This is a genomic window from Pedobacter sp. (assembly GCF_041645105.1).
Taxonomy (GTDB): domain Bacteria; phylum Bacteroidota; class Bacteroidia; order Sphingobacteriales; family Sphingobacteriaceae; genus Pedobacter.
Genome location: NZ_JBAZQQ010000005.1, coordinates 172802 through 198738, shown reverse-complemented (window position 1 = coordinate 198738; position 25937 = coordinate 172802). Strand labels below are relative to the sequence as shown.

General features: G+C 36.5%; 19 protein-coding genes. 3 read left to right on the top strand and 16 right to left on the bottom strand.

All coding sequences use genetic code 11. The annotated features are described in order from the left end of the window. The 9 genes from WC623_RS16775 to WC623_RS16735 form a co-directional block, all read right to left on the bottom strand. Positions 1 to 678 (bottom strand): GDSL-type esterase/lipase family protein, encoded by a 678-nt coding sequence (locus tag WC623_RS16775; protein WP_372853164.1) that lies wholly within the window; start codon positions 676 to 678, stop codon positions 1 to 3. A 23-nt stretch (positions 679 to 701) separates the two neighbouring features. Continuing rightward, on the bottom strand, positions 702 to 1997 hold the full coding sequence (locus tag WC623_RS16770; protein WP_372853162.1) for an MFS transporter: 1296 nt from the start codon (positions 1995 to 1997) through the stop codon (positions 702 to 704). Positions 1998 to 2035: 38 nt separating this feature from the next. Further along, positions 2036 to 3430: a DUF5009 domain-containing protein gene (locus WC623_RS16765; RefSeq protein ID WP_372853160.1), complete on the bottom strand. Its 1395-nt coding sequence runs from the start codon at positions 3428 to 3430 to the stop codon at positions 2036 to 2038. Positions 3431 to 3512: 82 nt separating this feature from the next. After that, a complete protein-coding gene (locus tag WC623_RS16760) occupies positions 3513 to 4433 on the bottom strand; it encodes a DUF5017 domain-containing protein (protein ID WP_372853158.1) in 921 nt (306 codons plus the stop codon). A gap of 24 nt (positions 4434 to 4457) precedes the next feature. Then, the gene (locus tag WC623_RS16755) at positions 4458 to 6269 is read right to left on the bottom strand and encodes a RagB/SusD family nutrient uptake outer membrane protein (RefSeq protein ID WP_372853156.1); all 1812 of its coding nucleotides are present in this window, start codon (positions 6267 to 6269) and stop codon (positions 4458 to 4460) included. Between the two features lie 13 nt (positions 6270 to 6282). After that, entirely contained in the window at positions 6283 to 7767 is a 1485-nt protein-coding gene (locus WC623_RS16750; protein WP_372853154.1) for a SusC/RagA family TonB-linked outer membrane protein, read from the bottom strand. A 71-nt stretch (positions 7768 to 7838) separates the two neighbouring features. After that, complete coding sequence (locus WC623_RS16745; RefSeq protein ID WP_372853152.1) at positions 7839 to 8846, bottom strand: TonB-dependent receptor plug domain-containing protein; 1008 nt, start codon at positions 8844 to 8846, stop codon at positions 7839 to 7841. A gap of 29 nt (positions 8847 to 8875) precedes the next feature. Continuing rightward, entirely contained in the window at positions 8876 to 10741 is a 1866-nt protein-coding gene (locus WC623_RS16740; protein ID WP_372853150.1) for an FAD-dependent oxidoreductase, read from the bottom strand. Between the two features lie 59 nt (positions 10742 to 10800). Then, positions 10801 to 11820, bottom strand: a complete 1020-nt coding sequence (locus tag WC623_RS16735; RefSeq protein WP_372853148.1) for a phosphodiester glycosidase family protein — start codon at positions 11818 to 11820, stop codon at positions 10801 to 10803. Between the two features lie 361 nt (positions 11821 to 12181). Between WC623_RS16735 and WC623_RS16730 the strand changes: the two genes are divergently transcribed. Beyond that, positions 12182 to 13402, top strand: coding sequence for an ROK family transcriptional regulator (locus tag WC623_RS16730; protein ID WP_372853146.1), 1221 nt, complete (start codon positions 12182 to 12184; stop codon positions 13400 to 13402). Here WC623_RS16730 and WC623_RS16725 read toward each other — a convergent pair whose 3' ends face one another. Next, complete coding sequence (locus tag WC623_RS16725; protein ID WP_372853144.1) at positions 13403 to 14596, bottom strand: copper amine oxidase; 1194 nt, start codon at positions 14594 to 14596, stop codon at positions 13403 to 13405. It lies immediately after the preceding gene. 55 nt (positions 14597 to 14651) lie between these two features. Next, on the bottom strand, positions 14652 to 15458 hold the full coding sequence (locus WC623_RS16720; RefSeq protein ID WP_372853142.1) for an alpha/beta hydrolase: 807 nt from the start codon (positions 15456 to 15458) through the stop codon (positions 14652 to 14654). A 401-nt stretch (positions 15459 to 15859) separates the two neighbouring features. Between WC623_RS16720 and WC623_RS16715 the strand changes: the two genes are divergently transcribed. After that, positions 15860 to 17086, top strand: a complete 1227-nt coding sequence (locus WC623_RS16715) for an ROK family protein (RefSeq protein WP_372853140.1) — start codon at positions 15860 to 15862, stop codon at positions 17084 to 17086. A 218-nt stretch (positions 17087 to 17304) separates the two neighbouring features. Here the strand turns inward: WC623_RS16715 and WC623_RS16710 are convergent, their stop codons facing one another. The 4 genes from WC623_RS16710 to WC623_RS16695 all read right to left on the bottom strand — a co-directional run bounded on the left by WC623_RS16710 (position 17305) and on the right by WC623_RS16695 (position 23722). Then, the gene (locus WC623_RS16710; protein WP_372853138.1) at positions 17305 to 19017 is read right to left on the bottom strand and encodes an FAD-dependent oxidoreductase; all 1713 of its coding nucleotides are present in this window, start codon (positions 19015 to 19017) and stop codon (positions 17305 to 17307) included. Between the two features lie 109 nt (positions 19018 to 19126). Then, complete coding sequence (locus WC623_RS16705; protein ID WP_372853136.1) at positions 19127 to 20377, bottom strand: sugar MFS transporter; 1251 nt, start codon at positions 20375 to 20377, stop codon at positions 19127 to 19129. Positions 20378 to 20379: 2 nt separating this feature from the next. After that, on the bottom strand, positions 20380 to 21573 hold the full coding sequence (locus WC623_RS16700; protein ID WP_372853134.1) for an AGE family epimerase/isomerase: 1194 nt from the start codon (positions 21571 to 21573) through the stop codon (positions 20380 to 20382). Between the two features lie 7 nt (positions 21574 to 21580). Beyond that, the gene (locus tag WC623_RS16695) at positions 21581 to 23722 is read right to left on the bottom strand and encodes a hypothetical protein (RefSeq protein ID WP_372853132.1); all 2142 of its coding nucleotides are present in this window, start codon (positions 23720 to 23722) and stop codon (positions 21581 to 21583) included. A gap of 435 nt (positions 23723 to 24157) precedes the next feature. On the opposite strand from WC623_RS16695, the gene WC623_RS16690 reads away from it, so the two are divergent. Next, entirely contained in the window at positions 24158 to 25384 is a 1227-nt protein-coding gene (locus tag WC623_RS16690; RefSeq protein ID WP_372853130.1) for an ROK family transcriptional regulator, read from the top strand. Positions 25385 to 25396: 12 nt separating this feature from the next. Here WC623_RS16690 and WC623_RS16685 read toward each other — a convergent pair whose 3' ends face one another. Then, entirely contained in the window at positions 25397 to 25705 is a 309-nt protein-coding gene (locus tag WC623_RS16685; protein WP_372853128.1) for an RNA recognition motif domain-containing protein, read from the bottom strand. Positions 25706 to 25937 lie beyond the last annotated feature (232 nt).

The following is a 25937-nucleotide window of genomic DNA, read 5'->3' as shown; positions in this document are numbered from 1 at the left end:
TTATAAAACATTAAGTTTCTTTAAATATCCCGCCCATAAAATATAGGCTGCAGATTTTAAATGCAGACCATCTATACTTAGTTCCTTTTTCAGTTCACCATCTGCCCCTGCAAATACCTCATGCAGATTTATATAATTTAGTCCTTGCACTTCACAAAAGCTCATTAACTTAAGATTGAACTCCAGAATATTTGCATTGGATAATTTCTCGTAAGACGCAGGTAACATCTTTTTATTTATGGGCAGAATACTCTGCATATACACTTTTGTAGCAGGTGAAGCTTCTTTAATTTTAGCAATAATTCTCTTATAATTATTGAGGATAACACTTTGTGGTGTTCCCCGTTTCATATCATTAATACCAATAAGGATAAAAATCCGCGCAGGTTTAGAAGCTAAAACCTCATCCATCCTGGCTATAACTCCAAAAGTTACATCACCACTTATACCACGGTTTACTACATTCTTTTTAGGAATAAGCTCCTGCCATTTCCCACCTTCGGTAATGCTGTTACCCAAAAAGACAATCTCGTTTTTCTGATTTGGCATCTTTTTAAAGAAATCCAGTCTTTGCAGATAATGACCATTCGCATAACTGCTATCCACAGCTACCTGTTCCTGAGCAAAACTATAAAATGACGATACCAGAAATGTTCCGATTAAAAAAAGACGTTTCATTGTATTCAGCTTAATCATATATTTTATTCAGCAACTACTTCTTCCTCAGATTCTTTTTCTGGCGCCATTAACGGCACTAGCCAGGTTACAATAAATGCCGGAATTGTGGCAATTAGCACCCATATAAAGAACTCCTTATACCCTAAATAATCACTCAAAACACCACTAATCATAGATGGAATCATAAAACCTAAATTCATCAATCCGCTACCAAATGCATAGTGTGCCATTTTATATTTTCCAGGAGCAATATTCTGCATCATAAACAAAATCAAGCCCACAAAACCATATCCATAACCAAAATATTCAATGGCTACTGCTGAAGCAATAATGTATAAATCATGAGGCATTGCTATGGCCAGGAAAGCATAAGCAGCAAATGGCAGATTAAAGAATGCACATAGAATAAGTAAAGTTCTTTTGGTTAATCCTTTATTAGAAACATAATATCCGGCCACAATAGAACCCAATACGAAAGCAATAGAACCAAAAACACCATATAACAAACCTATTTCTGATGTAGTTAACCCTAATCCGCCCGACTCTCTGGAGGCTTTGAAAAATAAAGGAACAATCTTAATAGCCTGCCCTTCAGCAAAACGATAGAACACGATAAAACACAAACTGAACCAGATGTTCTTTTTCTGAAAGAATGTGATGATTACATCCTTCAATGTTGCAAACCCTTCTTTAACAGAGCTTACGGTTTTAACTTCATTACCTTCAGGCAAAACCCTCATATTATATAATCCCAGCACTACCATGATAATTCCATATGCAAACATCACAACCATCCAGGCATTATGTATACCGATTTCTTTCTCTAACTGTCCGGCAAAATAAACAAGGACACCACCAGAAAAAACCTTTGCGATATTATAAAAGGCACCTTGCCAACCTACAAACTTTGCTTGCAGTTTAGGCGTAAGTTCATTCAGATAAACTCCATCCGCAGCAGTATCATGGGTAGATCCGCTCAATGCGATTATAGTTAAGATGGCAATGGAGAAAGCAAAGAAATGATCCATTTGTAAGGTTAAGGCCAAAAGCCCGAACAATACACCCGTAAAAATCTGAGTAGTATAAACAAAAAATTTCTTCGTTTTATACATCTCTAGGAATGGTCCCCACAGCGGTTTTATTGTCCATGGAAACATAATTAGAGAAGTCCAGAATGCAATTTTAGCATCCGAGATCCCCATGTTTTTGTACATAATGGAACTCGCTCCTGATAATGCAACAAATGGTAAACCCATAGCGAACCAGGTAGTTGGTATCCAGTAAATGGGATTGATGTTTTTGGTTGTTAATTTTGACACAAAGATCTTTTTTAAATATTAGTAATCAGGTTTGCTTTTTAGGTTTTCCAGAACAGTTTTGCTCTTGTACAATATAGCGTAATGAGTGATACCACTCCAGTAAATATTAATCCTCTTATCAGTCCTCCTGCTGGTAAACCAGCAACGCTATCTAAATATGCCTCTGTACCAGTAAGCTTTAATAAAGGTATTAGCAATAAATTTCCTGCTGTATATGCAACCATCGGATTCTTGCCGTTATTTCCAAAAAAGGTAATTACAGCAGAAAAACACCCTAATTTTTCAAAAATAGTGAACGATAAAAGTATCAGAAAAGCCAGTCCTGTATTTAAAAAGTAATAGCTGAAAGTTGATATATCCTTCTTTATTCCCCCTTCAAAAGCTTCGAAAAACAGCCCTAATATCAATAGGTAGATTCCAGTATTTGCAAATTTGGTAAACAAAGTTTTATCAGCTCCCTCCTTAACTCCTTTTAATACTTGCAATAATAAAAGACCTAGTGCAGCAGAGATAAAAAGGTTTGGAACCAACCAACGCATGTACAAGCAAACTACGTTACAAATCATTAACGCCCAGCATAAGGCACCCACTGTTAATAGTTTAGCTTTTGCACCTTCTACAAGATTTTGAACCGGCGATGCACTTCTATTCAGTAACCACTCCCCGGCAAATGTCCCCGGCAATACTATAAACAAATACTTAAGATAATACACCTTATACATCCATGGAGCTGGCGACCAGTTAAATACCAAACTATTCCATGTACCAGCATCTTTGCCTGTCAGCAATAATGCCATTAACAATGGCAACACCCCAATTCTCAACAAAGGATTGTTACGAGTTAACCACCAGATTAACGTTCCGAAAAACGCCATGTTAGCCAGTACAATAATAATGACATCACTTGATTCTAAACTAAATCCGTTTTTAAAAGGATACCATAATAAAAATGCAGCTGCAAGTGCAAAGCCTACAATTTTAATACTTGTGGCGATCATCTTGTTTTCCAGGTTATTGAAATGTGCATACATTAAAAACAGCACGAAGAAACAAGCAATAGATAAGAGCTGTTCTTGCCAGCCGGGAGTACCACTCATTACCCATGCGCGTGCATAAAATGTAAATAGCGCAAATACAACCAGTAAAAAATAACGTTGAACAAGTTGTCCGGCAGTTTTAAATACAGATTGCGATACTAGTTTCTTCTGTAATGCCAATGGAATTGCGGCTCCCATGGTAAACAGAAAAAAAGGAAATACCAGATCTACCCAGGTAATCCCGGGTAATTCTGGTTTAAAAATATGTTGCGGTGGCGGCACCTGAGCATGATACATCCAGGCAGGTAAGATTCCGAAAGAAATACTGCTGGATAAAACCATCAGCAGTATAGCTAATCCTCTTAATGCATCTAAGGCTTCTTCTCTTTTCTTCATACTTAGTCGTTAATTGCTCAATACTTCCAGCAGATCAAAGGAAATCCTTCTAACCATTAACTGATACTTCACTGTCACTGTACTATTTTTTAATCGTAATATTTAAGGTTCGGATTATTGTTTCCTCGCCATGGTTATTTACGTTTTTAGCAACAAATGTGATGGTATAGCTACCTTCTTGTGTAAACACGTATTTATAATCCTTCATTGGTTTTAGGTAATCTTTAATTCCTAGGCCAACATCAGGTTTTGCAGCATTTGGTAATAAAGCCTTGCTGACAGCCCAATCTTCACTTGCAAGTAATGTACTAGCCGGAGCAAAAAATAAGAATGGAGTAGCTGCTTGAATAGTCCATTTATTAACTGGATTTTGAACATCAATAGCCAACCAACCTGCGGTCTTAACATCAGCAACAGTAGTTCTTCTACCGTCCTCAGTAACATTATAGAGGTCAAAAACCGGAACTCGCCAGGTCCTTGCACCCGCAAAAGATGTAGCACTTGGCTGTCCTACAAATTTAAAAGCAAAATAAATTGGTGTATTCGCAACTGGAAGATCCGCAATATCAACCTCTCCTGAAGGGGTGACAGGATAATTGGTTCCTGGAACTTCATCCGGGCTTAACTTAAATCTACTTGTAATATCAGTCCATGTAGCTTCTGCAATACCCTCTGGAGTATATACATCTTTGAAATCGGTAGAATACAACAAACTCAGATTATTCCTTTGACTAGCATAAAGACTTTGCGTACTGATATTCAACTTTAGCTTAGTATCCTCAGATTCAATTCTGTCTTTAAAACGGTATTCCTTACCAGGCTCACCAGAATAGAAAGATATTAAATCGGCATATCCTCTTATAGAAAACAAAACTGTATCTCCTATTTTATACTCTTGTTGTGCTGTTGTTACATTAAACGTTGGTTTTTCTGGCTCAGACTTCTGACAGGCAACCATGGCAGGCAATAATAAAGCGCCCAATATATATTTTAACTTTTTCATGTTATTTCCTTTTATGAGTTACAATTACCATCCTTTATTTTGAATGATATCACCATTAGAATTAAGCTCTGCTGCAGGAATAGCAAATAAAGTATCCTTTTCAGAAACGTTTCTTGCAGATTTTATCGCGTGATCATAACCACCAGTTGAAGGTAAAGTGGTCTTAATTTCATTCTCGTAGGCTTTCATTGCCGAATAAAATTGTCCCCATCTCACTAAATCAAAGCGTCTTAATCCTTCAAAACATAACTCCAAAGATCTTTCCTTTCTGATTGCAGTTCTAAAATTTTCTGGCGAATCCTTTTCTGCTGCAGTTAAATCATAATTATTAGTTGCGTTTTGACTCATTACAGGCGTTAACACTGCACCGCCAGCACCTTCTCCACCTACTAAAGATATTGTTGGAGCAGAAGTATAGCCAGAACCACCGCTAATCATGTAAACACCTGAAATTTTACCCCCCGATATTACGACTGTAGCTGCAGCACCAAATCCGCCACCTCCACCAGAAAAAATAGCTGTAGGGGCCTTAGTATAAGCACCACCATTTGTAATAGTAACCGACTTAACAACTTCTCCAGCCATAAGCTTTCCATGCGCACGACGCTTCACTTCGTTCACTGCATCAACCGCATCTTGAGTAACACCATTTATTTCATTTTCAGCTTCGGCAAGCATTAATAGTACATCTGAATAGCGCAAGATTGGGAAATTAATAGAGGAAGTACCATTAAATTTTGGAGCTGCTGTCTCATATTCACGTCTCCATTTGGCATCGCCACGATTGTAAATCTGATTAGGTGCATAACCAATCTTCCCTCCTTCTACAGCTTCACTGTAGTAGTAATTATTGATACTCCAATCTCTTCTTAAATCATCAGCATCAAATGAATTGAAGAAAGCATTTGTGACATGTTTTCCACCATAACTAAACCCTATCTTCTCATTTGCTCCAATTCCATTGATGACCCCTACAGCCCCTTCTTCAACCTGAGTACCATTTCTCTTACCAAACTCTACTTCCCAAAGCACTTCCTTAGTATCGTATTTATCTTCACTCATGTTTATAAACACTCTCTTAAAATCAGGATTTAAAACATGACCAGCCTGCTGTACTTTCTTAGCCCACTTTACAACTTCAGCATAACGTGAAACATCTCTAAGAGGTGCGCCAGCCATTTTCAGATTTACTCTCGCTAATATTCCCCATACTACAGATTTAGTCACCCTGCTACCATAATTATAAGTAAAATGCGGTGCTACCATATCCGCAGCCTTTTCCATTTCACTTACAATAAACTCATAGTTTACTTTGTAAGGTGAATTTTTATAATTCACTTCAAAACCAGATGTAGTAGATTTTGTTTTCAAAGGTACATTCCCCCAGTTACTGGTTAAGATGAAATGATAATACGCTCTTAAAAATATGGCTTCGCCAAGCGCTATTTTCCTTTTATTTTCATCCATTACTGCTTTATCAATGTTTTCTATCAACATATTCGCTCTGTTGATTCCATTATACAAGGCCGTCCAGTTATCAGTTAATTTAGTATCAGAGGGGCTATAGTTGTATAAAGCTAAATCCTGAGTCCAACCTGACAAATGAATAAAACTATCATCAGCCACATCCATTTCAAAAAACATATACCTACCGTAAGTTGCAGATTTCCCAAGTATATCATATACACCTGTTAAGGCCGCATTTACTTCTGCTTCGTTTCTAAAAAAATCCTTTGGTGCATTAAAATCTGTTGGTGATGGATCCAGAAACTTCTTACATGATGAAGAAGTTAATGCCATTGCCGCTATTGCTATGCTATATAATATGCGTTTCATAACTTATATTTTATTAAAAAGTACTGTTAATTCCGAAAGTAATTGTACGTGCTCTAGGGTAAGCAGAGTAATCAAACCCTGGTGTTAAAGCACTGTTTCTAACAGAAACTTCTGGATCATAACCTGAATAATTTGTCCATGTGTAAAGGTTTTGTGCAGAGACATAAACCCTTGCTGATTTAATCACTTTTGTTCTTTTTAAAAGTTCTGTCGGCAATTTATATCCAAGTGCAACAGTCTTTAACCTGAGGAAAGAGCCATCTTCAATAGTTCTTGTAGAATATGCTTTTAAAGATCCTCCACGGCCTGCAGCAACCCCTGGTATATTCGAAGTTGTATTCTCAGGAGTCCATCTATCTGCGTATGTTGCAAACTGATTGTATCCATATTTATAAGATGATTCGAACATAATTCTGTTGGCATTGATAATATCGTTACCATAAGACCATTGGAAAAACACGTTCAGATCGAATCCTTTATAACTAAAGTTATTGTTAAAGCCACCAGTGTGTTTAGCATAAGGACTTCCAATTACGGTTTTATCATTTTCAGTAATTTGAAGGTCACCATCCAAATCTCTGTATTTTATATCGCCTGGTTGAACATTACCTCTTGCACCACCGTGCGCCGAAACATTTTCCTTTAAAGTGTAGGTATTTCCAACTTTAATAAAATCATCATAACCATAAACGCCATCATATATTAATCCATAAAACTGAGCAATCGGGCTTCCGATTTTAGCTACATAACCTGGAATATTTTTCCAGTCCTCTCCCCAGTTTTGAGCGGTAGCAATCATCAGTTGATTTTCACTTAATCCAAGAATCTTATTTCTATTGAAGGCGATATTGAATGAAGCATTCCATGAAAAATCTCTGGTTTGTATTGGTGTTCCCCCCAAGGTAATCTCCATACCATTATTCTGTGTAGAGCCAATGTTTTTGATAGCTCTGCTATATCCACTCACAGGAGGCATTACAGCATTTAGCAATAAATCGTAAGTTTCTTTATTGTATAAATCTAATCCTAATGTTAAACGTTCCTTAAAGAAACCCAGATCTAGACCAACGTTATATGAATCTGTTGTTTCCCATTTTAAGTTAGGGTTTCCTAAACCTGTATAAACTACTCCTTTACTATAAACATTTCCAAACATATAACCTGGATTACTATTAAAAGGATTTGTAGGATCATTACTTACATAACTTATACTAGGATAAACCCCGAAATTGGGAACACCATTATTTCCTGTTTTACCCCATGACAATCTTAATTTAGCATTTGAGAGATATTTGATATCCTTTGCAAATGGTTCATTGTTAATTTGCCAGGCAAAACCTGCTGATGGAAAATATCCCCACTTGTTACCTCCTATAAATCTTGAAGACCCATCAGCTCTGAAAGTAGCCGTAAATATATATCTATCTAATAGTTTGTAATTAGCTCTACTGATAAAAGCAGCCATAGTCGACTTAGAAGTTACAGAAGTGATGTTCAATGGATCACCTTCATCAATACCACTTAAACCTAAACTTTCATTTGGGATTAATATTCCTGTGGCACCGAAAGCTACTTAGTCTTTTGAGTTCCGCCCGCCAATGACAAATAATGATTTTGCATTGGTGCAACACGAGTAACTTCATCTTCCCAGTTTATACCATTAAGGTTTCTATAGCTCTCCAGGTTTCTTCCTTCTTTAAAATAAAGCGTCTTCGTTCTTACCGGATCAATCTCATTTTGCAGTTTCACAAATTCGTAAGGATTCAGCAATTTCATTCTTTTGTTATTCTGCTGTAATCCAAAATAGCCATTATAACTAATCACAGGCGCACCTAGCTTACCTCTTTTAGTAGTTACCATCACTACCCCATTTGCACCTCTGGCGCCATAAATGGCAGTTGCAGAAGCATCTTTAAGAATATCTATGGACTCAATCTCGTTCGGATCAAGGGTATTTAAAGGATTTACTACAGCATTATTTGGATCTTCCATAGGAAAACCATCAATAACTACTAAGGGATAGTTTGATTGTGTAATCGAGTTATTACCCCTGATATTTATTTCAATTGGTGCACCAGGTTGTCCTTCACTAGAAACTACCTGAACACCAGCCACACGACCAGCCAAAGCCTCATCAAATGATTTTACAGGAGCCTTATTTAAGTCGGCCATACTCACTGTTCCAACAGAACCTGTTAAATCCTTTCTTGTAGCTGTACCATAACCGATTACTACAACATCATTTAATTGAGACACCGATTCTCTTAATGTTACTTTAACTGTATTACTCTGGTTTACTACCACTTCTCTATCTTCAAATCCTATGTACCTGAAGACAAGAGTCTGAGCTCCTTCAGGTACTTTAATTGAAAAGTCACCTTTTGAAGAAGTTGCTGTAGTGGTTTTACTTCCTTTTATCTGCACAATTACCCCTACAAGTGGTCCACCCTGAAGATCACTAACTACCCCTGTTACCGTTCGTTCCTGTGCCCAGGAAGCTGTAGAAATGCACATCAAAAGAAGGAGACTTACCCCACTGATAAGCCAAACTTTCTTTTTTATAAATATTTGTAGCATAATGAATTTGATTAGTTTGATAATTTGGTTTATTTATTTTTGACCGATCCGTTAAAATCAATTTCCTTTGCAAATGGATTTAAGATCTGATCTATCAATACAGACAATGCTCTTCTCGATAAAACAGTCTCTCCATTTACTTCTTGTTTCGCAACACTTTCATTTATAATTTTAGAAATCATTGAAAGTGTAATTTCTTTTTTTGCAACCGAAGACAACAGTTTTACTGCAAATGCTGCATCTACCATTTCTCCAGATGGCGTTAAATCTTCCATTACAGGATAAAAAGACTTAAAACCTTCTACCAGTGCAAACTCATTAATCGGTTGCTCTGGATAATACCAGGTTTGATTCGCCCATTTGTATGCAATTCCAGTTCCTTTTAATATTCCGGTAGCACCAATTTTTTGCATCGTGACAAAGTTTTTATCCTCAGGCTTCACGTCAATAAATGGCATCAGATAAGCTTTACTTTCTAATAATGCTGATTGTACCTCACGGATATTTACATCAGCAGGCTGTTGATTATTTTTAATACTTACTGCTGCCAATGCACCAGCTGCTTGTCCGATTGTTAATACCACTGGTTGTAATCTGCTTGCTCCAGCAACAATATTGGTTACACTCACACTTTTTTCAGCCACAATAATTCCATCAGCATTTTTAGGAACTAAAGCACCTAAAGGAATGTTGTATGATGGAACTTTGATATTGATAAAATCAATCTCTGGTGCTGCTGGATTTTTCAAGTGGTGATGATCAATAGGATAATCACCAATAGCAATACCAGTACGATACAAACTTGTTTTTTGTTGATATGGAGCAGCTACATCGTTGACCGTTAAAGTCACTTTACCATCTAATCTTCTTGCCTCTCTATGGTAAGCAATCATTGGTAAATTATCTTTTGTAGGGAACTCATCAGTTGCAATTCCCAGGTTCTTAAAGCCCAGCTTGGTTTGCAAATGGTAAATGAATCTTAAACTATGCAATTTCGCTTCTTTAAGCGCTTTCTCTCTGTCCGTTTTGCTCAATTCTATGATATTCATATAAATATCATTTCCGCATTTTGGCCAGTTAATCATATATTTATTATTTGGCAACTTTCCATAAGTTATCATCACATTACAGTCTATTGAACGCTTTTGACTAGCATCGGCTGATGGATCTGTAACATCGCAGCAGCAATCAAACTCCTTTGGATCATAACCTGCAGGCTTAGCAATAGTTTTATTGGCATTTTTACCAAAATCTTTTAATACCACTACATAAGTTAAATCCTGGATAATATCATTCGCTTTTTCAGGAGCAAAAGATTCACCGGTATCATGACGACTATCCATACCTATACGAGAAGGAATTTTCAAAAAGCCCATTACATCGCCTAATTCAGTTGCATCAATGATCAGATCAGCTGTGATCACAGAGCGTTTCCCTTTTACATAAGCTTCAACAGTCCATTTATTTCCATTGCGTATTATGTTTCTCCATTCTGTTTTATACCAAATGGTCAAATTGGGGTTTGTAGCCAGTTCCTTTAGCTTTTTATTACCCACAGACGGTTCAAATAAAGTGTTACTCACCCATCCGGTTTCTACAGCTACAGGACCCCCATAATAATCATATAGTTTTTGTCTGAATTCACCCCACAAACCAGATGGCATCTGATGATTCCCATCTATAGCAGCCACGCCAGCGGAAGTCAACATTCCACCCAACCATTCAGTTTCTTCAATAACCAGGGTTTTCACACCCATCCTTGAAGCCTGTACAGCGGCGGTAGTTCCACTTGCACCACCACCAATTACCAGCAATTGCGTTTGATACTCTTTAGCAGAGACAGAAATAGTTAGAGCGGTAAAAGATAACGTCAGTGCGACTAAAAGTCCCTTCATAAATCCGGATTGAATCATTTTAACTTAAGTAATTATATATATATATTGAAATTTGTTTTCTAAGATTTTTCCTTAACAATTAATGCGGTCACTACTTTCCTTTCAGCTCCACCGGTATCCGAAGGCCTAACTGTTTGCTTTCCATTTACAGTTAACGCTGTAGAACCACCACCGTCAAGATTTATAGCACCTATACATCCCATTTCTTTCATCAATTGTGCAATTTGAGCTAAATTTAAACCTGCAACACCTGTAGCAGCATTACCACCTTCAACAGCCAGAATGATTACTTTACCATTTTGGGTATAACCAATTGCTGAACGAGCGCGTGCTGAAGTATCATCAATCACAATCAATTCTTCTTCATCTGTAATATTTATTTCTCCATTTTTTATCAGCATTGGAGAGCCTCCAATTGCGGTACTTACATCCCAGGTAGCTCCAACAGATGGTATTACGGCTGTAGGCACAGGAAGCGGTGCAGAACCCAATAAATTTGCAGCAGGTGCAGCATAAGAAAAAATAGTACCATTACCTGTACCCACATGATAAATCCAGGTTACATCAGGTACACCTTTAGCTGAAATACCAAAGGCAGCCCTGGTTGGATAATAAGATGTACTTACATTATTATATGGACGACTTAATGATTTAATATTTATAGCATCAACTATACCTTTATACATAGACAAGCTCAAAGAACTTCCTGTTGTAAAAAAACCGCCATTGATACTTGCATATTTGAGACCAGGTTCATCATTATAAAAATTTGATACTGTTTTACCAGCATTAAGCAATACAGGCTTTAATTCCAGATCAGCTTTTGGATCAAAAATAACACTATATACCAACACTGGCTTTCCATTTATAGGAGTATGATTTTCATAAACTTGTATCCCATTAGGGAAATTAGCCATCAAGTGGATAGACTTCTTCCAATTGGAAGACAAACTCACCAGAGGTGTTGAATCAACTAAAGGTTTGTCAGGATGAAATTTCCCTTCTTTAGATTTACTGCATGCAGACAATAAAGACATTGCTGCGATAAGAATAATAGCAAGGTTTAGTTTTCTATTCATAATGGTTGGTTATGCAGTAAATATAATAACTTTATTAAATATATTAATAACATCCCAATAGTTATATTATTTTTTTTACAAACATACCAAAACAAGCGTTCCTAGAGGCAAAGATTTACTAACATTATCTTAAATATCCTTATTACTAACTCTACAAACAAACAAGAATGTTGCCGTCAGACAAGCACAAAAAATGTTCTAAACACAATTTCACTCATAAATAATGCATTATGCATACAAGCTGAGTGTTTTTATTTAACTTTGGTTAAAACAATACTTTTTCATTAAATATTGAAGAATATTATTAATAATTATTAACAAGATTGCAAATACAATGCAATTGAGCAATACAAACAACGCTATGAAAACTGATTTTTTTGATGATAACAGCGATATATTAACTGGAGTCGCTTATAAAAATATACATATCAGGAAAAAGATCATCTCTTATTTTGCTGACGCTGGCAATGCAACTATTGCCGAACTATGTAAAGAAACCAATCTGAGTGTTCCTAAAGTAACCACACTAATAACTGAACTAATTTCAGGCGGATTGGTAAAAGATTTTGGAAAAGTCGGTTCAACAGGCGGCAGAAGACCAAACATTTATGGATTAGCACCCGACTCGGGTTTTTTCCTTGGTGTTGATGTAAAGCATGACCACATTAACATTGGTCTGATAGATTTACAAAAAAAACTCATCAAAATATCTAAAGACGTTCCTTATAATTTAAACAATACAGCGGAGTCCCTCGCCGCACTTTGTCAATTAATCAAAGACTTCATTAAGGAATCAGCCATTTCAAAAGATAAAATATTAGGCCTTGGTTTAAACCTTTCAGGAAGGATTAATTATGCCACTGGATACAGCTATAGTTTTTTCCATTTCAACGAAGACCCATTAAGTAAATTGCTGGAAAAAGAGCTCAATTTAAAGACCTACCTTGAAAATGATTCAAGAGCTATGGCTTATGGAGAGTTTAACTGTGGCGTAGTAAAAGAGGAGAAAAATGTATTGTTTTTGAATTTAGATTACGGCCTGGGTATGGGCGTTTTAATCAACAATGAACTGTACTATGGAAAATCTGGTTTTGCCGGTGAAATAGGACATATCCCTTTATTTAACAACGAGATCATTTGCCATTGTGGTAAAAAAGGCTGTTTAGAAACTGAGGCTTCAGGCCGCGCTTTAATAGAGCTATTTAAGCAAAAATTACTTACCGGATCCTCAACTTCACTGAATAAAACAGCAGACGATAACATTCAAATGCAGGACATTATCAATGCAGCAAACAATGATGATGTATTGTCGATTGAGCTAATTGCTAAGGTAGGAGAGAAACTGGGACGTGGCATTGCCTTATTGATTAATATTTATAACCCGGAGCTGGTTATTTTAGGTGGAGCGCTAGCCTCAACCGGCGAACACCTGCACTTACCAATTAAAAGTGCTTTAAATAAATTCTCATTAAGCCTTGTGAACAGCGACACACAATTAAAACTTTCAAAGCTTGGTGAAGAGGCAGGCGTTATGGGCGCCTGCCTCTTAGTTAGAAAAAGACTTTTAGAATACTCTATCTAATTATTTTAACGTATCCATATCTACTGGAATAAATACCAATGGGGTTGGCAAGCAAGATGCTCCCGGCGGAGAATAAGTTAACTTAATTGTTTGCTCCTCTCCGTTTTTAGCTGGTGGAAATACCTGAACCAATATGGCTTCGGGAGCAGCTTTAGTAACTAACCTATCACTAGGCAACTGGATGATCCCTTCTTTGAACTTTCCCTTACTTACAATCATTGTTGCAGCCATACCATTGCACCATTGATTGTCGGCTGAACGAGAATTCCAGGTAACCAAAGCCAAACCTTTACCATCTGTACTTTTCCATTTCAATTCCATTTCATACATCACACCGTAGTTACCAGCAAGCGTAGACTCTTTTCCACTTGTTCCTTCTATACCCTTAACCCAAGGATCTTTTACTCCATCAGCTACAATAAATTCTGCCGCACCGTTTTTAGTATCCAATACATCAACAGCTGTGATTTTATAATTACTTACACCGAATAAACCACGACCTGCATTTTTATGTCCTGTTGGAATAACTGTTTTGATTCTATTTAAAGCAACAGGACCTGATGTTTTAAGATCTGTTTGAATGATACTGATTTGTCCTGGCTGATCGATTACAAAATCATAAAAACCATGGGTCAATTCATCATATTTAACAACATTACGTTCTAATTTCTCATCTATAGCAATTGCTGCACCTGGCTCCACTACACGAATTTCATCTGATCCGTTAGAGGCAAAATAATCTGCCAACCCCTGTTTACCAATCTGGAAATAATTAGCACTAGGCTTCTGTGAAGAATACTTCAGCATACGGATATGCATTTTTTTCTTTCCTGTATTTTTAATTACAGCCGTAATTTTACGATCTATCTTAACAGGCTCTTTTACACCATTCACATTGTACACATACAACCTAACTGCACCTGGCTGTACATTTTCCTGCAAAGCAATTGCCTCTGGAATCCTGATGTATTCAGGGTCATCAGAAATAATAAACTGCGGTCCAGGCAAAACCATTTTATCGTATTTAATATCAGCAGGCTTAACCGCAAAAAAGTCATTCAGCAAAACAACATTACCTTGTTTTGCTTTTAACAAGTTTGCTGCATCTTCCACTTTAATAGTCTGCGCATTCAATTGCATAGCACCACAAATAAGTGCCATACTCAATGTAGTTTTTAAGTTTTTGTATTTCATTTGTTTGTTTTTTGTGTTCTTAATTAAAAATGATTCATTAACACCTGTAAAATCCTTAAGCCTTATTAGCCAGCTCATAGAAGAAGTCGAAATGTGCTATAATACTTTTTGTCCAGTAAGTACCAGTATGTCCTCCTGGCTGAGCAATATAGGTCGCCCTTATTTTCAGATCGTCTAATTTCTGACGGAATTGGTTATTGGCTTTATATAAATAGTCTTCAGTTCCACAGTCAAAAATGAGTGTCTTTTTCAACCCCTTGACACTTTCCAGTCTATTTACAGGTGAGTACACATCAAATGCTTTATTTTCTTCAGAGTATGCACCCAACAAATAAGCTATAGTTGTTTTCTTAAAACCCGAATGCCTTAAGTTAAGCACACCAGAGGTACTGCCAGCACTTAAAAAAACATCAGGATGATTTAGAAAAAGATTCATTGCTCCAAAACCACCCATACTGGCCCCAGTTACAAAAACCTTAGCCTGATCTGTTTTATAAGTATTGTTAATTTTTGGCATCAACTCTTTCATAAAGAAATCTTCATATTGTGCACTATCTGGATTAGTCGAGTTCATATACCAGCTTCTTTTTAATCCATCCGGGCAAACCACTATAAACTTATAGTTATCTGCCATACTTTGCAAAGCAGCCAGCCTACTCCAGGTTTTATAATTTGCCGAATGACCATGCAATAGATACACTACAGGATAATTAACTTTTACATCATAACTTACCGGTTTATAAACCAGCACACTATCTGTTGTTTTTAATGCAGACGATCTAAGCACCAACAAATCTTGTCCGTTTACCGAAAATACCCCTAATCCAAAAATAAGAATCAATATGTATTTTAATTTATTCATATTTTAATTTTTATTATTAAGATATTCCAAATTGCTCCAACGGGAAAAATATCCAATCCAACTATCTTCATATTTCACAACGTGCTAAAAAGGTCGTTAAAAACAAACAACAAGGCTTTTCTTATTCAGCATGTGAATATAGATATTTTTTAATAACTAAATACAATATAATATATTTTATTATTAAGTTAATAACAGATATATTACATTAACTCTATTTTACAAGCTCATTATAAAAATTACATATATAGTTTAAAAATCAGTGGATAACATCATATTAATCAATAATTACATTCGCCTTCAGACTATAGTCTTGATCTTGATAATTAATAAATTACAGTTATTTTGCGTCAATCATACTGAAACCAAACTAACTCAGGCATAAAACTGTAATTAATAAAATGGGTAAAACTTTTTTTGAAGAATTAAACAGTGAAAACATCATTGGTGTTGCGTACAAAAACCTTGGTCTTAAAAAGAAATTACTTAGCTATTTCACCAATGTTGGTAATGCCACTATAGCTGATCTTTGTAAAGAATTAAATCTAAGTGTTCCAAAAATCACTTCCTTACTAGCAGATCTGATCGAAGATGAGCTCATTAAAGATTATGGGAAAGTAGATTCTACGGGTGGGCGTAAACCTAATCTATATGGCCTCGTTCCTGAGTCAGCATTCTTTATTGGTGTCGACATTAAGCAAAATCACATCAACATAGGTCTTTCAGATTTACAAAAAAACCTGATTAAAGTATCAGAAAAGCTACCTTATCATCTCGAAAATAACAAAGAATCATTAGAGGCATTAATTATACTGATTAATGATTTTATTTCAGCGCTCACCATACCACGTGAAAAATTGCTGGGCATTGGCATTAATCTTTCAGGAAGAATAAATTACGCCACAGGATACAGCTATAGTTTCTTTCATTTTAGTGAAGAACCTTTAAGCAAAATCATTGAATCAAGAATTGGTATCCGGGTATTTCTGGAAAATGATTCCCGGGCAATGGCCTATGGAGAGTTTTCGGTTGGTGCAGTTTCTGTCGAGAAAAACGTACTGTTTCTAAATCTCGATCACGGAATCGGATTAGGTATATTGGTAAACGGACAACTTTATTACGGAAAGTCTGGCTACTCAGGTGAGTTTGGCCATATCCCTTTATTTACCAATGAAATTATTTGCCATTGTGGCAAAAAAGGCTGTCTGGAAACCGAAGCTTCAGGATGGGCGCTCAGCCGTATGCTTAAAGAGCGACTAAAAGAAGGAGCAACATCTATTTTAACGCGAAAAAACATCAATCCAGATAATTTGACTATGGAAGACATTATTACCGCAGCCAATAATGACGATGTACTTGCCATAGAAATGATTGCAAAAATAGGTGATAACCTGGGCCGGGGTATTGCTTTACTGATTAATTTGTTTAACCCTGAACTGGTTATACTTGGGGGATGTCTTGCTGCAACTGAAGATTACATCAAACTTCCAATTAAAAGTGCAATTAACAAATACTCATTAAGCCTAATGAATACCGATACAGTCTTAAAGATGTCTACATTAGGAGAAAGAGGAGGCATTCTTGGTGCTTGTTTGCTCACTAGAAACAGGCTGTTCAATATTGTTTAATGTTATACTTTATTGTCAGGTCAGATCAACACACAGCATATTGTTTTAATGATTAATCAATCTGCTCAGAAAAGCCGGATAGGTTTCTCAGCTTGAAGCGATAAAAAAAACAGGCAAAATACTTTACCTGCCATTTTCAAGAGATATTTCATTATTATCATTAAAAGAGGAGATGTATCCATGATACACCTCCTGTAAAAGCCATCAATACGTTTAAGCTATCCCTTTGGCCATTCCGTTTCTATTCCTTGAGATTTAACATAATCTTGAAAAGCAGTCAGCAACTGCTTATTATTCCTTATATCTCTTGGTATTACATTTTTATCTCTAGCGAAACGAATCAGCAGACCTACCGCCTCACCTATGCTCCATTCTACAGGATGTAATCTGTAACAACCATTAGTAATATGTGTCGTACCAATATTCTTATTTGCAGGAAGAATATTTTCCATTCTAACAGGGAGTAAGGCACCTAATGGAATTTGAAATCTTAACGAACTGAAATCTACATAATTTACCTGATCACAACTGGGGTGAAGATCGATATGATAATAACCTATTCCTACACTATCATAAAAAGGAGCAGCAACATTCTTTTCTTCAGACTTAGCAACCATCGCCCTGTTTTCTTTACCCACATGCTCTTCCAAAATGGTAAACATCGCTTTTATTCTTCTTGATTCACGGATATATGGATATTTAGCTAATCCATCTTCAGTACCCATAATATCTTTACGAAGCCTTACTCCCGGATAACCTTTACCCCCATCTTCACGTGGAGCTTCGGTTTGCAGCCAATACAATAATGATAAGCTCAATTGTTTTGCTCCATTAACATGCTTATTGAACTCCTTTTCAGAAGCGCCAATTAAATTACCCAGCATGTAATCATTCTGTGGCCAATTTACAATGGTAATATCGCCCGTATAAGTACCAGTAACAAAATTATCCTTGTTGATGATCTTACGATAATTCCATAAGTTCAACATTGATCCTGTTTTACTTCCATCAGGATTAAATCCAAGTCGTTTCGGCTTCAAAGTTTTAGGATCTGAATAATGTAATTCCAATAGCTTACCTGCCCATGGCGGAGTCAATTTTGGGACATGATTACTCCAGAAATCGTAATCTTTCGGCTTATCGATCACATGATTTCCACCAGGAACATAATCAATAGCAAAGCAAACCGTAAATGCCTGATTGTTATTTGGATTAGCAACCTCAGGTGCATGCAACTCATTGGTCTGTTTTTTAGATTCTGTACCTGTGATATATTCTGTACCTGTCAATGGTAATATATCGCCCATTTCAGTAGCGTCTACAAAGTATGGTGCTGTAAGTGTAACCAAACGACCAGTACGCATAGATTTTGCCGTTAACGACTCTACTTTCACTCCATTTACTGCTGCTTTAGTAACTTTGTATTCTGTTAACAAAACCAATTTACCAGAGCTGATGTAAGGAGCCAGCATATCATTCATTATAGCTAATGCTACTCTTGGCTCATGACATAATTTCGATACAGACCCATCTCCTGGATTCAGTAAAGGATTATTCTTTGCTGAATCTACCAGAGGATAATTTTTTTTATAATAATCTCTGATAGCATTTCTGAAATCACGGTACATTTGCGTTGCGCCATGTGTTTCAATCCAACCATGCTCATCAGGTGGTACGCCTTGTTGGGTTAACTGACCACCAATCCAATCTGTTTCTTCGGTTAAGACTACAGTCTGCTTATTTCTAAGCGATGACATTGCAGCAGCAAATCCTCCCAGACCTCCACCTGCTATTATTACATCAGCTTTTAGCTGCTCATCCCCATTTTTTTGAGTTGTCTTTTCAACTTCAGCCAAAGCTGTTGCCGGAACTCCAATTACACCGGCTGTTGCCGAAACACCAAGGAGACTTAAAAAATTTCTACGCTTCATTATAAATTATCTTAATATAATTTTAAAATTACCAATCCGGATTTTGACTAAGTCCGGGATTAATATCTCTTTCACCCTGCGGAACAGGAAGTAAAACTAGCCTCATTAATTATTTACTAGTCTTATAACCACTTACTCCATAAAAAACAATGTATAAATAGCATAATAAAGGAAGTGTAAAAGCAATGGTCCAGTTGTAATGATCGATAAGTAGCCCTTGGGAATAAGATATAATTGCGCCACCAGCAATAGCTGTAGACAAATACCCAGACGCCCTTGTGGTATATTTACCTACTCCGTTTACAGCGAGGGAAAAAATAACTGCAAACATTACAGAATTGAACAACCCAACCCCAATCATTGACCAGACAGCAATGCTTCCACCTGTACTCAGTGAAATAGCAATCAAACCCATTGCTGCTATACCACAAAAAGCAAGCACATTTGAGGGTTTAAGGTAATTGAGAATCACCGCACCAAACAAACGTCCAACAATCATACTTCCCCAATAAAATGCAACATAAGTATTTGCTGCTGCTTCACTGATTGATAAGGTATCAGCAATATAATTGGTTAAAAATGTCCCTATTGATACTTCTGCTCCAACATAAAAGAAAAGAGCAACTATCCCGAGCTTTAAGTTTCTAAAAGAAAGCACCCCTTTTTTCTGGTCCAAATCTTGTTCAGATGCATCAACAGAGCCTCCTTTAATTTGTGGGAGTTTTAATACATAAACTGTTCCTGCGATAATCAATAATAGTGCAGTTATTCCCAAATAAGGATACTTTACCGCATCTGAAGAAGAAGTTTGCTGTTCTGTTAAGCCTGATAGAATATAATGAGCACCAAAAATAGGTGCAACAGTAGTACCTAAAGAACCTATCCCTTGTATTAATGTAAACCTTGATGAAGCTGTTTTCGCTGGCCCTAATACTGTAATATATGGATTAGCAGCTACCTGGAGCATAACTATTCCAAGAGCAAGTACAAAAAGTGCCGCCAGAAATATATAATATTCGTGCAATATCGATGCAGGAAAAAATAGTAATGCTCCCAATGCTGCAATACAAAAACCAGTTACCATTCCATTTTTATAACCGATCCGTTCAACAATTTTACCTGCAGGAATGGAGGCTATGCCATAAGTTAGAAAGAAGTAAAACTGGACCAATGATGATTGGGAATAGTTTAAAGTAAAGCTATTTTTAAAAAAGGGTACAAGTGTATCATTTAAACAGGTAATAAACCCCATCATGAAATAGAGTACCCCCAGCGAAATCAGGGCTGGGACATAACTCTGCTTAGTACTTGTTGACGTTGTTTCTTCAACCACTACATTTTGTGAACTAAAACCGGCCATTTTTATACAGTTAAGGTACTTTGTTTTTCTTTAATTGTTTCTAATACTTTCCAGCATTGATATAAACCACGTGGCACATGAAAACATCCTTTCCATTTGCCTCCTTTAGCTGGTGATAAAACTTCTCCCCTCCTATTCAGATAGCCAAACCACTCTCCATGTTCCGAATCAGCAAAATGGCTCCAGCTATAAGCATGCACTTTTTCAAACCAATCCCAGCAACGCTGGTCGCCAGTGTACATATAGCCTTTTAACATACAAACCATAGTTTCTACATGTACCCACCATAATTTCTGATCCCATTCCAATTGTAAGGGCGGCGCACCTTTAACATCTTTAAAGTATAAAATACCCTGATATTCTTTATCCCATCCATACTCGAGAATATTTAACGAAATATCCACCGCTTTACGAATTAATTTGGGGTCTGACATTTTATTACCTAAATCCATAATAAACCACATGGCTTCCAATCCATGTCCGGGATTTATCACCCTTCCTTCAAAGCAGTCAACAAATTCCCCTTTATCGGAAACATTTTCCAGAATCAATCCTAGTTCAGATTGATAAAATACTTCCATAACCGATTTTATGGCATTTTTCATAGTACTTTCCACCAATTCAGGATCTAAAAGTGTTTCGAGTTCCAGTACAAGGTTAGATAATATCATGGGCAGAGAGAAACCTTGTATTGGCCTTGTACCAGGATAACTTTTATTGTAAATTCCTTTACTATTTTCCTGCTTTTTCAGAATGTTATGAAACGTATCCACAGCAATCTTAGCATATTCTTCATTGCCAGTCGCCATATACAATTGCGCATAAGCCATACTAGCAAAACAATCGGAAAATATACTATGCGGCTGAACGAGTGGAGCACCCGTTCTTGTTAAAGCGAAATACCAATTCCCATCTTTGTCGCGACCATGCGCTTTCATAAACTCTGCTCCCTGAATAGCAAAGTCTAACCATTCTTGTTTTTTTTCCACCTGGTTATACAACATGGAAAAGCACCAGATCTGGCGATTCTGTAACCAGACAAATTTATCAGTATCATAAACCTTACCTGTTCTGTCCAAACAGGTAAAAAATCCCCCAAATTCTTGATCAAACGAATTTTTTAACCAAAAAGGGATAACATCATCCAACAAGTTATCACGGTACTGTTGAATATAGTTTTCTAGCGTTGATTGCATTTTTATATTATTTTTTAGTGTTAAACATTAAATCCACAGTCGGCTGCATATAATTCTTTACTTCCGATTTTTTAGTCAATTCCCAAAAGCTTTGGTTTTGAGCAGTTAATACCTGTGTAGCAACAATCCAGCTCTGCGTCCATCCACTTAAAGTACCCCAAACACCCCATCCAGCATCAGCATTAGATCCCCAATATTCCCATCGCTTATATTCGAATGCCCTGAACCAGGCTCCATCTAAGTCTTTGTAGCGGTCGCTTTTTACCTGGATCCTTGTCAGAAAATCAGAAAGTTTCGCTAATGCAGCAGCGTATTTTTTATTCCCTGTGGCGTGTGCAGCTTCATTTAAACTGAAGAAAGCGAAATTACTGGTGTACAGCATATCGGCTATTGGATCACCATTGGTAAAGATAAGCGGTGCTTCGTGCTTGCCATAATCCGCATTCGATTTTGTACGACCATACCTTCCCTTTCCTTCAGCCCCTAACTCTTCTCTTATCGCACCACTTTCGACCTGGTTTTCCAACAATTTACTAACTAAAACATCGAGCCATTTACGATGTTCTTCAGTATTCTCAATCTGGACTAACCATGCCAAAGGCAATACCATTCTTGCACGCTCCTGCTGAATGCCATTGGTCCACTTCCATTTATCAGGGTAAGCCTCCATTGTCATTCTTATCGCCTTCTTTGTTTTCTCTAGCAAAGGTTTGTAACCGGTCTGATTATACAACCACAAGTAGCAAGCCCATGTCCAAGATTCAAAATGTGGAGCATTATGTATAAAATCCCTATTCGAGTAATGTTCCCAGCCCAATTTCTGCAAATCTTTATCCCTAATGTGCCCACCTCTATAACCCTGTTTACCAGTAGTCCTGAAGTTGGCCATGATACCCTCAACAATTTCTTTATCCCATTTACCGGTCTTCATAAAAGCAGAGGCACCTAAAATACCCAGCAAAGCACGCGCATTATCATCACCATAATAAACAAAAGGATGAGTAACAGACCAGCCAATCAAGCCATAAGAAGGACTCTTTTTATCATTTCTTTCTTCGGACCTGAGATTAGAATTATAAAACATATAATTTATCAGGTTATTTGCTTTTTTATCGTAGACCTGATTATGCAACAGGTTCCCCGCAGCAGCCAATGCAAATGCAGCTTCACCTTGCACATCGGCTCTTACCCAATAACGATATTGTTGTGTACCATCATGGTATATTTTTGAAGCATGCCCTTCAAGTAACCCGAAGGTACCATCACCTACCTGTGACTTCTGATCAACACGAGGACCAAAGGGTGTTTCTCCGTTACCCTGATACTTAAGATACATTTCTTTCCAGGATGGATCTATATATAATTTTGCTTTATTAAACCATTCTACACCAAGTTCTACGCTCTTACGTTTTGCATTAGCAGGCAAGACCTGGTTACGACTATACATTGGAGTAACATAAGAGGGCCAATTTTTGAATACATATTGCTGTCCTGTCATTTTTTTAACAATATAAGACCAAACCTTCTTCCAGGCATCATCCGGACCATACCTACCAATTGCAAAATTAGTCAGCTTAGTTGTGGCGATCATCAAATTGTCCTTTTCAAAAAGCAATGGGAATTTTTCAACATCATCGATTCCATACTCAGCCTTATCTAAACCAGCCACTTTAGCCAATACAATATCCGGACTTTCCACTTTTGCAGGCAATACATAGCAATCATTAATTCCTAAAATACTCAATGGTTTTAAATCAGGGCCAAAAACAGTGGTTGCAATAACACCACGTTCTAATTGAGTATTTTTAGCTGTAGCATCAATCTGAACACCTGGAATTGCTGCAGAGTATTCTATATATAACTTTATTTTTTTATGCCTTGCTTTTTGGAAAAAACTAAACGGTAACGTTACCGTTTTTTCTGGATAATTATCCGCTACTACAAATAAAGCCTCTCCTCCCTTTGCAGATTGAAGAGCCATTAGAGGATCATTAAATCTTTTAACATTGAGACCTTGCTTTTGCAACAACATATAAAGGTCATTGGAACTATTTCCAGAGAAAATAATGTTAGGTTTTACAAAAGTTTGAGCCATGGCTGGCATACAGAAAACCAACAAAAAACAATAAAAGGTTAATCTAAATTTCATTTGGTTAGGTTATGGTTATATATTATTAGATTTTTATCATAAAGATCCCATACACACTTCCCTTTAAATTAACTGAGCTTTATAACAAAAACCAGCACTAATTCTATGCACTAGATAAGATAAGCTTGGTTAGTAGCTTTTCTTTAAACAAATCAAATGTGAATATATAAATATATTAATAACAAACAAAGATTTATTATTTTTATTTACTAAGTAACAGTAATATAAATTTATTTATTCTTAAATTAAAGAAGTTAAAAATATTATAACAAATCTCAAATAAAGCCCAAGTTAAACCATTATTAATTCTTTTTTTGCAGATCATGAAGCATTGAAAAAAGTTCCTCCTAACTATGAATAATTAATGTTTAATTTGTACAAGCTAGTCCCTTTAAATCAAGGCTTAATAAAAAGTATAATCTGTAAAATATTAAAATGGGAAAAACTTTCTTCGAGGAATTAAATAATGAGAACGTAACAGGCGTAGCCTACAAAAACGTTAGTCTAAAAAAAAGGGTACTTAGTTATTTTGCCAATATAGGAAATGCAACCATTGCAGACCTATGTAAGGAATTAAACTTAAGCGCTCCAAAAGTAACCGCTCTATTGTCTGATCTGATAGAAGACGGATTGATTAAGGACTATGGAAAAGTGGAATCTACCGGTGGCCGTAAACCTAACTTATATGGCCTGGTTCCTGATTCAGCTTTTTTCATAGGTGTCGACATTAAACAAAATCACATCAATATAGGCTTATCAGATTTACAGAAGAAACTGATTAAAGTAGCTGAAAAGCTTCCATATCACCTCGATAACAACAAAGAATCACTTGAAGCACTTTGCGACCTCATTAAAGACTTTATTAGTGGCTTAAGCATACCTAGAGAAAAACTACTAGGGATAGGTATTAATTTATCTGGTCGCATCAATTATACAACAGGATATAGTTATAGTTTCTTTCATTTTAATGAGGAGCCATTAAGCAAAATTCTTGAATCAAAAATAGGGATCCGGGTATTTCTTGAGAATGACTCAAAATCAATGGCCTATGGAGAATTTTCTGCAGGAGTAGTTACAAATGAGAAAAACATACTATTTCTTAACCTGGATCATGGAGTTGGGCTTGGAATAATAGTTAACGGTCAGATTTACTACGGAAAATCGGGTTACTCAGGCGAGTTTGGACATATTCCCTTGTTTAATAATGAAATTATCTGTCAGTGTGGCAAAAAAGGCTGCTTGGAAACAGAGGCTTCAGGCTGGGCATTAACCCGTATGTTTAAAGAGAGGCTATTACAAGGTTCATCATCTATTTTAACTCAAACAAATATTAATCCTGATGACTTAAAGATGGAAGACATCATTGCTGCCGCGAATAATGATGACGTTCTTGCGATTGAATTAATTGCCAAAATAGGTGAGAATTTAGGACGTGGCATTGCATTACTGATAAACCTGTTTAATCCTGAGCTTGTTATTCTTGGAGGAAGCCTTGCTGCAACTGAAGAGTATATCAGACTTCCCATAAAAAGTGCAATCAATAAATATTCACTGACACTTGTTAATCAGGATACTGTTTTGAAGATGTCTAAATTAGGCGAACGAGCGGGGCTGATTGGAGCTTGTTTATTGGTACGCAATCGATTATTATCGCTCAGTTAATTTTAAACTCAGTTATACTCTAGGCCTTTTCTTTTGAAAAGGCTTATTTGCTTTTACATAAGTTGTGGCTGGTGGAGCTACCTCTTCTGCTACTTTAATATTTAACACTTGTCCCTGATACTCTTCTCCATTGAGTAATGAAACTGCTTTTTCAGCTTCGGCTAAGCTTGTCATTTCCAGAAATGCATACCCCTTGCATCTTTTCGTAACTTTATCACGCACAACTTTGATCGTATTTACCTGAGCACGTAGACTTATATACATTACAAGATCTAATTCAGTAACATCCGGACGAAGCCCCCCTACAAAAATTTTAACCATTATAACCTAGATTTTGTGGTATAAAAGTATAAATTTTATTGTTATTGAATGCATCGGAATTAAAAACTAATACAGATGAAATTCATTCTAGACTTAAAAGACATATAAAAAAGGAGTGTTTAACAGTGAATAGTGATTTTGACAGTCTAATTATTTACCCCAAAACCCGATTCCTATATACAAAAAAAGAGAACACCCATAAAGATGTTCTCTTTCTAATAAATTAAAACTG